This window comes from Echinicola soli, assembly GCF_006575665.1.
Taxonomy (GTDB): Bacteria; Bacteroidota; Bacteroidia; order Cytophagales; family Cyclobacteriaceae; genus Echinicola; species Echinicola soli.
This window is the reverse complement of the sequence record NZ_CP041253.1, coordinates 5335551-5350617: the sequence shown is the minus strand read 5'-3', so window position 1 is coordinate 5350617 and position 15067 is coordinate 5335551. Positions and strand designations below refer to the sequence as shown.

At 44.7% G+C, this 15067-nt stretch carries 9 protein-coding genes; all 9 read left to right on the top strand.

What is annotated here, in order from left to right:
* Positions 1-156: 156 nt before the first annotated feature.
* The 9 genes from FKX85_RS20615 to FKX85_RS20575 all read left to right on the top strand — a co-directional run bounded on the left by FKX85_RS20615 (position 157) and on the right by FKX85_RS20575 (position 15042).
* Positions 157-1503: a sulfatase-like hydrolase/transferase gene (locus FKX85_RS20615; protein ID WP_141616514.1), complete on the top strand. Its 1347-nt coding sequence runs from the start codon at positions 157-159 to the stop codon at positions 1501-1503.
* A 197-nt stretch (positions 1504-1700) separates the two neighbouring features.
* Positions 1701-4463 (top strand): alpha-L-rhamnosidase, encoded by a 2763-nt coding sequence (locus FKX85_RS20610; protein WP_141616513.1) that lies wholly within the window; start codon positions 1701-1703, stop codon positions 4461-4463.
* A 12-nt stretch (positions 4464-4475) separates the two neighbouring features.
* Positions 4476-5948: a sulfatase gene (locus FKX85_RS20605; protein ID WP_141616512.1), complete on the top strand. Its 1473-nt coding sequence runs from the start codon at positions 4476-4478 to the stop codon at positions 5946-5948.
* Between the two features lie 174 nt (positions 5949-6122).
* Positions 6123-7517 (top strand): sulfatase family protein, encoded by a 1395-nt coding sequence (locus tag FKX85_RS20600; RefSeq protein ID WP_141616511.1) that lies wholly within the window; start codon positions 6123-6125, stop codon positions 7515-7517.
* Positions 7518-7792: 275 nt separating this feature from the next.
* The gene (locus FKX85_RS20595) at positions 7793-10228 is read left to right on the top strand and encodes an alpha-L-rhamnosidase-related protein (RefSeq protein WP_141616510.1); all 2436 of its coding nucleotides are present in this window, start codon (positions 7793-7795) and stop codon (positions 10226-10228) included.
* A gap of 14 nt (positions 10229-10242) precedes the next feature.
* Positions 10243-11283 carry a GntR family transcriptional regulator gene (locus FKX85_RS20590; RefSeq protein ID WP_168196311.1) on the top strand — a complete coding sequence of 347 codons (1041 nt, stop codon included), beginning with the start codon at positions 10243-10245 and terminating at the stop codon, positions 11281-11283.
* A gap of 81 nt (positions 11284-11364) precedes the next feature.
* Positions 11365-12405, top strand: a complete 1041-nt coding sequence (locus tag FKX85_RS20585; protein ID WP_141616508.1) for a GntR family transcriptional regulator — start codon at positions 11365-11367, stop codon at positions 12403-12405.
* Between the two features lie 40 nt (positions 12406-12445).
* On the top strand, positions 12446-13294 hold the full coding sequence (locus FKX85_RS20580; RefSeq protein WP_210416885.1) for an alpha/beta hydrolase: 849 nt from the start codon (positions 12446-12448) through the stop codon (positions 13292-13294).
* 116 nt (positions 13295-13410) lie between these two features.
* Positions 13411-15042, top strand: coding sequence for a sulfatase family protein (locus FKX85_RS20575; RefSeq protein WP_229239715.1), 1632 nt, complete (start codon positions 13411-13413; stop codon positions 15040-15042).
* Positions 15043-15067: the final 25 nt, after the last annotated feature.

Here is a 15067-nt window from a genome sequence, read left to right as displayed (position 1 = left end):
GTAAACAACACAAAAGAACTATTTCTTTGCCGTTTAGTGACTTAGCGGGAGAATAAAACATATTCCATGCAGCTGCACAAAGACGCCAAGGCATCGAGTATTTAACATCAAAGTTAATTGTCAATAGTATATAGGTGTATTGCTCAAAAAACAAAAATGATAATCAATAATCATCTATCGAAAACAAAATTCAGCATGGCTATAATGTTTTTTATAGGCTTTACTTTTTTTGTTTTAGCAAATTGCAAAGGTCAAAACCCATCAGCTGTAAAACCCAATATTATCCTTATTATGGCTGATGACCTGGGGTATGGAGGAATTGGCAGTTATGGCGAACATAGAATAAAAACACCGCATTTAGATGCGCTGACCAGAGAGGGGATCAAGTTTACCGACTTTCATTCCAACGGGGCTGTCTGTACCCCGACCCGGGCGGCATTGCTTACTGGAAATTATCAGCAAAAATCGGGATTGGAAGGGGTGATATATGCCTATAACGAAACCAGGAAAACAGGCCTGGATACCAGTCAAATAACGATCGCCAAGCTTCTGAAGAACAACGGTTATCGGACAGGCATTATGGGCAAATGGCATTTGGGCTATCAGAAAGAATACAACCCTGTGTACCACGGATTTGATGAATTTCACGGTTATGTAAGCGGAAATATAGATTATCACTCTCATATCGATGGTTCCGGTGTATATGACTGGTGGCATGATCTTGAAATTGTTGAAGAAGAAGGTTATGTGACAGATTTAATTACACAACATTCTGTGAATTTTATTCATGAAAACCGGGACAACCCTTTTTTCCTCTATGTGGCCCAGGAGTCCCCACACAATCCTTTCCAGGGAAGAAATGATCCGGCCCTCCGGTCACTCGGGACAGGGAAATATACACCGGTACAGGATAAAAGGAGAGCCTATAAAGAAATGGTAGAAGTCATGGACGAAGGTATGGGAAAAATCATGGGGGCATTGGAGAAAAATAATTTACTCGAAAATACGCTGGTTTTCTTTCTTTCAGACAATGGTGCCCTTCCTATTGGGAATAACGGAGGGCTTAACGGAAAAAAAGCACTTTTACTGGAAGGAGGACATCGTGTTCCTGCAATTGCGTACTGGAAAGGCCATATTTCTCCGGGGGAATCACCCGAAACGCTGATCACCATGGATCTGCTGCCCACGTTTTTGTCGGTAAGTAGATCGCAGGTTCCCCAGGACGTTAAATTTGATGGACGGGATTTTTCAAAAATCCTGTTTGATCCATCTAAACTTGAAGAAAGAACCCTTTTCTGGAGATTTAGAGATCAGAAAGCTGTTCGAAGAAAACAGTGGAAACTTCTTATTAATGAGTCGGATACCACATTGTATGATTTACATCAGGATCTGAATGAAAGGAATGATATTTCTAACCGGCATCAGGATAAAGTGAGAAATTTAGTCGAAGAATTTGAAGAATGGGAAAAGAAGATTGGACAAAATCAGATGAAGACCTTTTAATACAATGATCAGAATTTATAGAAGTAAGCTTCTGCATGTTCTATAAAATAGATGGAAATTTAAAAGGCTCCTGACTTTGTGACCATGGTGAAAAACTTAGTGGTTTTCCATGTCAAGGGCCTTGTTTTACCGCAATGGCTCACGCAAAGTTACACGGCGTATTATATAGACCTTAAATATATAACTCAACAAAAAACATGAAACTTCACATGCTATTGATAGCGATCCTGATCTCATTGGTACATACCGGAAACGCCCTGGGAAATGGAAAGATTACTCCGGATTACCTGCGTTGCGAGTACAAGGTCAATCCGTTAGGGATTGATGTTAAAAAGCCCCGGCTGAGTTGGGAACTATATTCTGACCAAGCAAATCAACACCAGAGCGCCTACCAGATCATGGTTGCTTCATCGCTTGAAAAGTTAAACAAGGGCCAGGCGGATTTGTGGGATACGGGAAAGGTGCTTTCTGAGCAGACGAATCAATTGCCATATTCGGGCGAGGAGCTTATATCACGACAGGATTGCTACTGGAAGGTACGGGTCTGGAATTCGGAAGATGAAGTGTCTGCGTGGAGTGAGCCTGCCCATTGGTCTATGGGCCTGATGCAATATACCGACTGGAAAGGTACATGGATCACCCACCGCACCGGGGTAAATCAAAAACATAAATACAAGGAACTTTACCTGCCTCCAGCACGGTATTTTCGAAAATCATTTTCTTCGGATAAAAAGGTGAAAAAAGCGAAAGCTTATTTTACTTCCGCAGGTCTTTTTGAGTTGCGACTGAACGGTGAAAAGGTAGGAGAAGACCATTTTACACCTGGCTGGACCGATTATGACAAACGGATCTACTACGTGACCTATGATGTTACCGAGCAGCTTAACAAAGGAGGAAATGTGATCGGCGCCACGGTGGCTGATGGTTGGTATGCCGGGTATCTGGGCTTTGCATTACTGATCGGTAATGAAAGGGTAAGGGGATTTTATGGGGTTGATCCGGCTGTTTTCGGGCAGCTCGAAATTGAATATGAAGATGGCACCATGGACATCATCGCCACCGATGCTACCTGGCAGGCCAACCAAGGACCGATCCGGGAAGCTGATATACTGATGGGGGAAGCTTATGATGCCAGGTTGGAAATGCCGGGATGGGATGGACCGGACTATGACGCGGAAAACTGGTCAGCATCCCGGTTGTCGTTTCCCCCAGATGGAAAATTGGAAGCCTATCCAGCAGAACCAGTCGGTCATATCGAAGAAATTCAGCCGATGGACATTACCGAACCGGAAGCGGGAGTGTATGTTTTTGACCTGGGAAAAAACTTTGCAGGAGTGGCCAGGCTAAAGGCCCAGGGTAAATCCGGACAGAAAATAACCTTGAGATATGGAGAGATGCTGCATGATGACGGTACCCTGATGACAGAAAACCTGCGAAGGGCAAGGGCTACCGATACCTATGTGCTCAAAGGCGTGGGTGTTGAAGAGTGGACCCCGAAATTCACCTATCACGGTTTCCGGTATGTGGAAGTTTCCGGGCTGTCAGAAAAGCCAGATAAGGAGGCGATCACAGGTATTGTAATGAATTCACCAACCCCGAAGACCAGTACGTTTCATGCAGCCAACGATATGAACAATACACTGTATGAAAATATACTGACCACTCAGTTTGCCAATTTCTTTGAAGTCCCCACGGATTGTCCACAGCGGGATGAACGGCTTGGCTGGACGGGAGATGCCCAGATCTATGTGAGGTCTGCTGCATATAATGCAGATGTGGCAGCTTTCTTTACCAAATGGCTGGTGGACCTTGACGATGCCCAGCGGGCTTACGGTGCCTATCCTAATTATGCGCCTTTTCCTTATTCACGTTCCGACCAGTTTTCTCCCGGATGGATGGATGCGGGGGTGATCGTGCCCCATACACTGTATAAAATGTATGGAGATACCCGCATCATCGAAAGGATGTACGCGGGAATGAAACGGTTTATGGCATTTCAGCTTGAAACCAGTAAAAACTATCTCCGCCCGGCAAGCCGGTTGAATTTTGGTGATTGGCTTGCCGTGGGGCGGCAGGTGTCCGATGATTTTATTGCCGCCGCTTACTTTGGCCATGATGCCAGATTGATGTCAGAAATGGCAAAGGCCATAGGAAAAGAGGGGGATGCTGATGATTACGCACAGTTGTTCGATCATATCAAAAAGGCTTTTATCGAAAAATATATTGATAAAGACGGCATTATCCGAGATGACGACAACCAAACGGCCTATGCACTGGCATTGTGTTTTGACCTGTACCCTGAGCACCTGGCTGCCAAGGGAGCCGCCCGGTTAGCCTCCATGATACAGGCCAATGGAAATGTGTTTTCCACAGGTTTCCTGGGCACCAAACATGTCATGCTGGCATTGTCAGCAAACGGTTACCCTGATCTCGCCTATGACCTGTTTATGCAGACCGATTATCCGAGCTGGGGCTATTCGATCGAAAATGGCAGCACCTCTATCTGGGAGCGGTGGAACAGCTACACCCGTGAAGATGGATTCGGCGGTGGATCAGGCAATAATGCGCGGATGAATTCCTTTAGCCATTATGCTTTTGGTGCAGTTGCAGAATGGATGTTCCGCTACGGGCTGGGCATCGATACGGAAGGTGCAGGGTTTAGAAACATCATTATAAGGCCACAGATCAATCACCGAATGAAAGCTATGAAGGGGAGTTACCGGAGTATAAACGGGAAGATTGCATCGGGCTGGAAAATTGAGGACGGTAAGTTGCTAATGGAAATAGAAATACCTGTCAATACCAAAGCAAAAGTCTATATCCCTGATGTTGGTGAAAACATTATCCGAGTCGATGGAGTGCCACTAGGTAAGGTGGACGACCTTAAGGTACTGTCTGAAGGTTCCGGTTACACGGTACTGGAAGCGGGTAGCGGAAAATATGTTTTTACCTGTGAGTAAACCATCTGTATAATGATAGGAGTGATAACATACAGGATATTAGTGCTCACGGCCCTGGCCATATCGGTAAGTGCCAAGTCGCTGGCAGGTATCCGAGGTGACCGGCCCAATATTGTATTTATCCTCGCCGATGACCTGGGATGGGCCGATCTGCCTGTCTATGGGAACCGGTTTAACGAAGCTCCCAATCTTGCACAGCTGGCCAAGGAAGGGATGCGGTTTACCGAGGCCTATGCCTCGGCGCCGGTTTGTTCGCCTTCCCGGGCAAGTATCATGTCAGGGCAGTATCCTGCTCGGGTCGGGGTGGTTGATTTTATACCCGGCCACTGGCGTCCCTATGAAAAGATGCAGGTGCCGATAAATCGGACGCAATACCTCCCCGCTCAGGTGGAAACCTTTGCCGAAGCCTTACAGGACGCCGGATATGCGACGGGGTATTTCGGAAAATGGCACCTCGGGGAGGGGGAAGAAATGGAAAATTTGCATCCGCTTAACCAGGGTTTTGAAGTGGCCAATACCGGTAAAGGTTACTACGGGGGCCGTTTTACACCGTCCCGGGAGGGAAATCCTGAAAAGCGCTTTTCCGAAAGGATTACTGACTTTGGTGTTGAGTTTATCCAGAAACAAAAGGATCAGCCCTTTTTCCTCTTTTTGTCGCATTTTGATGTACACGTGCAGTTGAATGCCGACCAGGACTTGATTGATAAGTACCTGGGCAAGGATAAAGTGGAAGGCTATCCCTGTAACGCCGTTTATGCCGCCATGATAGCGCATATTGACCATAGTGTAGGAAGGGTAATGGAAAAACTGGAAAGCGTTGGGCTGAGTGAGCAGACCATCGTGGTCTTTTTCTCGGACAACGGAGGACTGGTCAGCCGGTATGATAAAAGAACGCTCCTGGCTAACTCCCGACAAGAGGTATACCGGCACGGACCCTTGCAATACATCGCCTCTTCCAACTTGCCCTTGAGGGGAGAAAAGGGAACTGTATATGAGGGAGGCATCAGGGTACCTTTGTTGCTGAAATGGCCGGGTAAAATCAAACCCGGAAGCGTCTCCGGTGCCCTGGTAAGCAGCGTGGATCTATATCCTACCTTTTTGGAGATGGCCGATGTGGAGATGCCCCGGGAACAAGTGATGGACGGGGAGTCAATCTTACCGGCACTTTTGTCCGACAGGTATGATCCTGACAGGGCACTTTACTGGCATTATCCGGTTTACCATCACGGTGTGCCGGCAGGAGCTGTCAGGAAGGGCGATTGGAAACTGATAGAAGACCAGGTTTCAGGATCAGTTTCCCTGTATCACCTGAGTTCGGATATCGGTGAGTCGACAGACCTGTCGGCCCAGTACCCCAAAAAGACAGGGGAACTTTACGAGCAGCTGAAACAGTGGCAAAAGGATATTGGAGCAGAGCTTCCCCGCCCAAATGCCGATTATGACGATGACAGGCGGTTAGAATGGGGAATCCATCCGGACCGGTAATCTGGTAATAAAATGGGGCAGGCTATGCCATTGGCCAGGGGAAAAGGTTGAACGTCTTATGATGAATTGAAAGATGAGGAAAATAAGTAAGGCATCTTAATAAGGATTGAGTAATGTGTATCAAGTCGCCTATTTCTTGGCGTGATACAACACTATACTAAAAAAACGTAATGTATGAGGACCTATTATTGTAGAACCTTCTCCATGCTATTGTTGATGGGCTGTCTCATCACTGGCTGTCAGGAGAATAAACGTACCAACCAGCAGCGCCCTAACATAATATTTCTGTTGACTGATGACCAGCGCTGGGACGCATTGGGAGTGATGGGGAATCCTGTCATTCAAACCCCCCATCTTGATAGTCTGGCGGAAAGCGGAATACTATTTACCAATGCTTATGTCACGACATCCATTTGCGTAATAAGCCGGGCAAGTCTTTTGACCGGACAGTATGCGGCCAGGCACAAAATCAATGATTTTAGAACGAGTCTTACCCCTGAACAACTACAGAAAACTTACCCGATGCTGTTAAAAGCATCGGGATATCGGGTGGGTTTTGTAGGGAAATATGGCATTGGCAACCCAAAGGACCAGCCAAAAGAAGCTTATGACTTCTGGGAGTGTACAAACAAGCACCAGCCCGATTACGAGCTTGTTGCTGAAGACGGAACCCCAATTCACCATACGGACAAAATCAAAAATGACCTCCATCGTTTCGTGTCCTCTTACGCCTCAAAAGAGCCATTTTGCCTGTCGGTGAGTTTCAAGGCCCCCCATGTGCAGGATGAAGATCCCAGACAGTTTATTGTTTCTCCTGCTTACCGGGATTATTATCGCGATGATACCATTTCCAAACCCAAAACGGCGAATCCCGATTCATGGAACAGGTTTCCCGGATTCTTTCGCACGGACACCAATATCGCAAGGGAAAGGTGGAAGATCCGTTTTGCCAATGACACCATGTATCAAAACAGCGTTAAAAATTATTACAGGTTGATTACCCATGTGGATGATGTAGTGGGAGAGTTGATGGATGATTTAGAAGAAAAGGGCATTGCAGATAATACGGTGATCATCTTTATGGGGGACAATGGTTTTTTTCTTGGAGAACATGGACTTGCCGGAAAATGGTATGGATATGAAGAGTCCATCCGTGTACCGCTTATTGTCTACGATCCCAGGTCAAAAGAAAAGGACAAGGGGACGGTTTCGTCCAAGATCGCATTGAACACCGACATCGCTCCAACTATTCTTGGCCTGGCCGGTATTACTGTTCCCGAAGACATGCAGGGGGTGAATCTGTTCGGACTGGCCAAAGAGGAGATACCGGAAAGAAAGCAGTTCTTTTACGAACATCATTTTCTGGGCAGTCCCAAGATCCCAACGTCAGAAGCTGTAGTGAGCAGGGAGTTTAAGTACATCAAGTATACCGAACACGGTTATGAGGAGTTTTTTGATTTAAAAAACGATCCTCATGAAGAAAATAACCTGATAGATAATGAAAAATATGAAGCAATTATCGATCAATACCGATCGGAGTATAGGCGACTGGCCGCTGCCGTTCAATGAATATCAATGGAATGTAGCAGCTGTCCCTCTTCAGCCGGGAAGTACGAAGATTGAAGTACGAGTTACGAAGTTTTGCAAGTTAAATAGTCCCGCGTCAGAGACGACGGGACAACGTGGGAACGCATATGACACTGGTTGAGCAGATTATCGCATATCTTAAGATGGAAAAAGAAAGCAGGACATGACACCTTAAAACCTAACTGCCTCTCAACCCAATAATCAATTCAATCACAGAAAGCAATCGTGCATTTAGTGGACAACTCAATAACCAAACAATGAGGATTACATTACTGATTTTAGTAACATTAATTTTTTGCTCCTGTTCAAGAAAGCAGGTGGAGGCTAAAGCTGTCCATCAGCCTACCATTTTCAAAAAGGCGGAGCCCGTATGGGCCAAAGGCAGGGAAACGGAAATGAACCTGACATTAGGATTTAAAGGAACGTTCAAGATGATCGATCCGGACGATCCGGTACTGAAGATTACCGGATCCACACTGTACCGTGTTTCCGTCAATGGTAAGTATTTGGGATATGGCCCTGCGCGGGCAAGCCATGGCTATTATAGAGTGGATGAATACGACCTTTCCCCTTATCTGAAAAAGGGAGAAAATGTGATAGCAATAGAAGTGACCGGATACAATGTCAACTCACTCTATGTGCTGGACCAACCTTCCTTTTTACAGGCCGAAATCCTGAACGGGGACAAAGTGCTCCTGGCTACTGAGCGGAGCAAAAGCAAGGTTACTGGGCGAAGTCGAAGTTTTGAAGCCTTTGAATTGGACAGTCGGGTACAAAAGGTGAGAAGGTACAGTTCCCAGCGGCCTTTTATGGAATATTATAGACTGGAAGAAAGTTCTGATGATTGGAAAACCGTGTCAAATTCCTCCAGTAATAAGGTGGGGTTGGCTGTCTGTTCGGTTAAAAAACTGCTTTACAGGAATTTGGAGTTGCCTGATTTCAGGGTGACCCGGCCCCAGAGTACAATTTATCGGGGTCACATCAGATGGGAAAAAAAGGAGGAATATCGTAAAAATGCCACAGGGAAATTCATTGAAGGGTTTTCCGAGGATACTCACACGGTCACCCCTTCATTGACTATTCAGGATATGCATACCCAATCGCTGGAAGAAGTGGATGAGGATGACATCACCGAATCTCTGGGGACCAACCAATTTTATACCCTGGATTTCGGTACCAACCTTTCTGGTTTCATTGGCAGCAAAATTACGTGCACCGAACCGTCCACCGTGTATTTTACATTTGATGAGCTCTTGCTGGACGGAGAGGTAAACCCGAAAGAGCGAATGCCAAGTATCAACAATGTCATTGTTTACGAATTGGAACCGGGAACCTATGAGCTGGAATCCTTTGAGGCCTACACGTTCCGTTTTTTGAGAATGACCGTAGTCAAGGGGACCTGCCAGGTCCAGGACGCTTATATCCGGGAATACGCCTACCCCGAAAATGAAAGTGCGATGTACCAAAGTGATGATCCGGCGCTCAATAAGATATATGAAGCCTGTAAGCAGACATTCAGGCAGAATTCGGTCGATCTGTTTATGGACTGCCCTTCCAGGGAAAGGGCTGGCTGGTTATGCGATAGCCGGTTCATGGCCATCGTAGAGAAAGATTTCACGGGAAGGGACGATATTGCCTATAATTATTACCAGAATTATAGGCTTTATACGCCATTCGATAATTTGCCAAAGGGCATGATCCCGATGGTCTATCCGGCTGATAACCGGAACGGGAATTTTATTCCGAATTGGGCATTGTGGTTTGTGATACAGGTGAGCGAATATGCTGAGCGGGGAGGTGATCCCCGGCTGGTGGAAGACCTAAGGCCCCGGATCATGGAGCTATTGGATTATTTTGCGCCCTTTGAAAATGAGGACGGGCTGCTGGAGAACCTTAAAGGATGGAAGTTTGTGGAGTGGTCAAAGGCCAACGAATTCGTAAACGGGGTCAATTACCCGACCAATGCCCTGTACAGCAAAGCCTTGATGGAAGCATCCAAGCTGTATGATACCCCTGAACTGGGGACAAAGTCACAAAAGATCGCCCAGGCTATCCGTGAGCAGTCGTTTAACGGGGAATTTTTTGTGGACAATGCCATCCGGGATGCGGAAGGTAAACTAAAGCCCACATCCAATATTTCAGAAGTTGGCCAATACTATGCGTTCTTTTTTGAGCTGGCCACTCCAAGAGAATATCCCGAGCTGTGGAAGAAACTGGTGACAGCATTTGGCCCGGATAGAAATGACATATCTATTTATCCAAATGTGTTCAAGGCCAATGCCTTCATTGGCAATTACCTGAGAATGGAAATCCTCTATCGCTATGGACTGAGTGATCAGATGCTACAGGAGATGAAAGGGTATTTTCTCAGCATGGCCGAACTGACGGGTACCTTATGGGAGCATATGGATACCCATGCCAGTTGTAATCATGGCTTCGCGTCCTATCTGGGACATCTTCTTTATCAGGGAGCCCTGGGGATCAGGAACATCGACTATATAAGGAAGGAAGTCACGGTGAGGTTTGACGAAACCTACCTGACCGCCTGCCAGGGAAGCATCCCAGTGGGAAAAGAGAGAATTTATCTGAAATGGGAAAGGTCCGGTGATAAGCTGAAGTATGTCTTGGAATTGCCGGAAGAATATACGGTGAAGATTGAGAACCCAGAGGGGTTTGAAGTTATCGAACGTTGATTGACATGGATGAAATGAAAGAATTTATTCGTATAGACCCAAGGTCGCAAGTTCCTAAATACAGCCAAATCGTGGCTGCTATTATCGATGATGTTTTGAGAAGAAAGTTGAAGGAAGGAGAGAGGATACCTTCCATAAATGACCTGAGTGAGCAATATGATGTTTCAAGGGATACGGTGGAGAAAGCGTATGGTTTATTGAGAAAAAAAGGGGTCATCGAATCAAAAAAAAGAAGGGGTTTTTTTATAGCCAAACCATCTTTAAAAGTAAGGCCCAAAGTGCTGTTGATGCTCAATAAGTTCAGTGATTATGAACTGAAGGTTTTCAATACCTTGGTCACTTCGCTGAACAAGGATGTGCAGGTTGATTTCTTCGTTTATCATTATGATGTCGATCTTTTTGTAAATCATATCTTATCGTGTGCCGGGCGGTATGACTATTATTTGATCATGCCGCATTTTAAGGATCATTGTCTACGTCATCAAAGTGGCAATAAAAAAATCGATTGGGTATTGAATAAAATCCCCAGGGAAAAAATCGGGTTTCTGGATAACCTGATTCCTGGATGGGAAGGGCATTGGGATGCAGTGGTACAAGACTTTAAAACCGATATTTCTGCGGCCTTGAAACAGACCATTGAAAAGCTTAGGAAATACAAGAAGATCGTTCTGGTATTTCCCGATAACCTACCTTATCCGTATCCTGAGGAAATTAAGACCGGATTTAGAAAGTTTTGCCTGGATTTTCAATTTGATTTTGAAGTGGTTGATGTCCCACATCCAGCAATAGAAGAAGGCACTGCTTATGTTATCATCGAAGAGAAGGACCTTGTCCGTATCAATGGACTGGCAAAGAAAAGAAATATCAGGCCGGGAAACGGTATTGGGATCATCTCTTATAACGACAGCCCTCTCAAGAAAATGTCAGGTATTTCAGTGATTACTACTGATGTGCGGCAAATGGGAGAATCTGGAGCAAGTCTGATCAATTCCCCTGATTTTAATAGGGCAACCTGTAAGAACCCATTCCATTTTATCGAAAGAGAATCTTTATGAATGGATTTTTAAAAATAAAAAGCATAGTGCCACTATGATAACTGGACAATCTCAATGACCTAATTAACCCAATAGCCAATCATGAATATAGCAACCAATTATTTTAAACCAAGCATAGACTATCAATCCCGCGTCCCAAAATACAAGCAACTGGTCAATTGCATCATTCAAAAAATTGATGAGGGAGAATTAACCCTCGGTGAAAAATTGCCTTCCATTAACGAAATGAGTAAGGTAACAGGACTTGCAAAGGACACGATTGTTAAAGCATTTACCCAATTGAGGGAGAAGAAGATCATCATTGCCGTTGTCAGCAAAGGATATTATGTAGCCAAGAATATAGGTGGCAGGAAAAGCAAAGTATTATTTGTACTGAATAAGCTGAGCAGCTATAAGCTTAAGATATACAATTGTTTTGTCGATAGCCTTGGCCCGCATTACCAGGTTGACCTGAGTGTCTTCCATTATGATCCGGGGGTTTTATCTGAAATATTAATTAAAAACCTTGAAGGGTACGACTACTTTGTAGTGATGCCCCATTTTAATTGCAACAGGGGCAAGGAAGAGGCAATAAAGCTTTTGAAGTCAATCCCTGAAGATCAATTGGTCCTGATGGATAAATATTTGCCTGAATTTCAGGGGAAGGTTGCCTGTGTTTTTCAAGACTTTGGGCTGGATATTATCGAGTCAATGGAGGAGGCAAAAGAACAATTTTTAAAATACAATAGGCTAATTCTGGTCTTTCCCCCAAGCACAGTATGTCCTTACCCAGAAGAGATCAAGATGGGATTCCTTTCCTTTTGCAGTAATTATGGGGTTGAATATGAAATCATTGATGAAGTATTGTCTGACAGGGAATTAATAGAAAAAGATGCCTACATGGTCATCAAAGAGAATGATCTGGTCAATCTGCTGCACCAGGTACGCGGGAAACAATATGTACAGGGAAAGGATATTGGGATCGTATCATATAATGATACAGCGCTAAAAGAGTTAATGGAAATTTCCGTTCTGTCAACGGATTTTGAAGTGATGGCCGAATCGGCCGCTTATATGATTCAAAAACAAAAGATAGAGACCGTACAAAATTATTTCCGATTTATAGATAGAAAATCATTGTAAATAAGACTGAAAACATGCGCAACCTTGAATTGAAAAAAAAATGACAGTTAAGTTCTTACACAAGTGTAAATGCATTTTGCTAAGTGGCCTGATACTTTTTCTATTGCTGGGTCTTCAACAAGTCTCGGCCCAGAAGGAGGTCATTTATAAAACAGCCGATACGGTATCTTTGACAATGGATATTTATTATCCCGATAATTTAGTTGAAGGGCAGCACTACCCGGTACTGGTTTTCTTTTTTGGAGGGGGATGGGTAATGGGCCATAAATCCAAATTTAAGCCCCATGCGGAGTATTTTTCTGAAAGGGGAATCATCAGTGTACTGGTTGATTACCGGGTTCGGTCAAGGCATAAAACAACCCCTTTTGAGGCCTTGGAAGACGCCAAGTCGGCCATTCGTTTTTTGCGTTCAAATGCCGAAAAATTTCATGTTGACCCTGATAGGGTGATTGCTTCAGGCGGGTCTGCGGGCGGGCATCTTGCAGCGGCTACCGCAACGGTTGACCAATACAATGATGACAGGGATGATATGAGAATCAGCCCAAAACCCAATGCCCTGGTACTTTTTAATCCGGTGATAGATAATGGACCTGGCGGTTACGGATATGAACGGATAGGAGAGGAATATCTTTGTTTTTCCCCGCTTCACAATCTTCGCAAAGGTGCCCCGCCCACCATTATGTTCCTGGGAACAGAAGATCATTTGATCCCGGTGGAAACGGCACAGTATTATAAAAAAGTAATGGAGAGAATTGGGAGCCGCTGTGATTTATACCTGTATGAAGGACAGCCACATGGCTTTTTCAATTTTAAGTACCGGGAATATTATGACAAAACAATAACGAAGGCAGCGGAATTTCTTGTTTCCCTGGGGTATATAACGAAGTAATGGAAATTGGAATGGAATAACTATCAAAAGACTGTTCCGGACGGTCTATATGATTTGAGGAGGTGCGATGGAAAATTATAAATGCGTAAACATTAGCATTAAATATTAAACAGTTAATGATGAGATCAGTAGGCTTATTCTTGTTTTTACTTTTCATGGTGTTTGAACTGTCATTTCAGGCGATGTGCCAGGAAGAAACAAAAAGACCAAACATCATTTTGATGGTGAGTGATGACCATGCTCATAAGGCAATTAGTGCTTATGGCCATGGTCTAAACAAAACTCCCAACATTGATAAACTGGCAGAGCAGGGAGCATTGTTTACCAGGTCCATGGTAACCAACTCTATTTGCGCCCCGAGCCGAGCGGTCATACTTACGGGCAAACACAGTTTTATCAATGGTAAAGTGGATAATATCCAACCCTTTGACTGGGATCAGGAGAGCTTTCCAAAAGCCCTGCAAAAAGCAGGCTATGCTACCGCCATGATAGGTAAAATCCATATAAATGGCCTACCCCAAGGGTTTGATTATTCCATGGTACTCCCTGGACAGGGACATTATTATAATCCGGATTTTATCGTCAATGGTGAGATGAGGCGATTTGATGGTTATGTGACCGACATTACTACAGAACATGCCCTTAAGTGGTTAAAAGAAGATCGCGATAAGGAAAAGCCTTTTCTGCTTGTCTACAATCAAAAGGCACCGCATCGCAATTGGTTGCCGGCGCCGGAATACCTGAATTTATACGATGGGGTGGATTTTATTCCCCCGTCAAATTTCTTTGATCCCGAAACTGGATATCAAGGACGGGGTACTGCTGCCAAAACACAGGAAATGGAAATAGCCCGTGATGCCAGATGGGGGCATGATTTTAAGTTTTTGACAGATCCTTATGGAAATGAAACCACCTATAGAAAGGCTCTCAACCGGCTCAATGAAAGACAAAGGGCCCAATTGGAAGCAGCTTATGGCCCCAAGAACAAGGCCTTTATCGAAAAGTACTTTATGGAAAAGAAAATCTTCCAGGATGTCGAAACTTGGGAAAGGGAAGTTGCGCTGTGGAAATTCAACAGGTACATGAGGGATTATTTACGCACCATTAGATCTGTGGACGATGGTGTGGGGGAGTTGTTGGATTATCTGGATGAAAATGATCTGGCAGAGAATACCCTTGTGATCTATACATCCGACCAGGGATTTTATTTAGGGGAACACGGCTGGTTTGATAAGCGCTTTATGTATGAGGAGTCCCTGCGTACACCTCTATTGGTGCGCTATCCAAAGGAAATAAAGCCAGGAACCGTTATTGACGAATTGGTGCAGAACCTGGATTTGGCCCCGACACTGTTGGATTATGCCAAAGTGCCTGTTCCTGTCGAAATGCAGGGACTGTCGTTCCGGGATTTTGTGGCCGGAAAATCGGAACAATGGCGAGATGCTGTTTATTATACCTACTACCAATATCCGTCAGTACATATGGTGAAGCGGCATTATGGGATTTCTACCGAGCGGTATAAGCTCATACATTTTTACTACGATATAGACGAATGGGAAATGTATGACCTCAAGGAGGATCCCGATGAAATGAAAAATATATATGATGACCCCGAATACGCAGACATAAAAGCAGAACTGCACCGAAAGCTGGATGCCCTGCGAGCGAAATATGGAGATTCGGATGAAATTCAGGAAGAATATCTAAAAAAATACCTTGATCACCTGTCAGGCGAGAAGGGGAAATAGAGGGAGAACATTGTACTATTTGGGT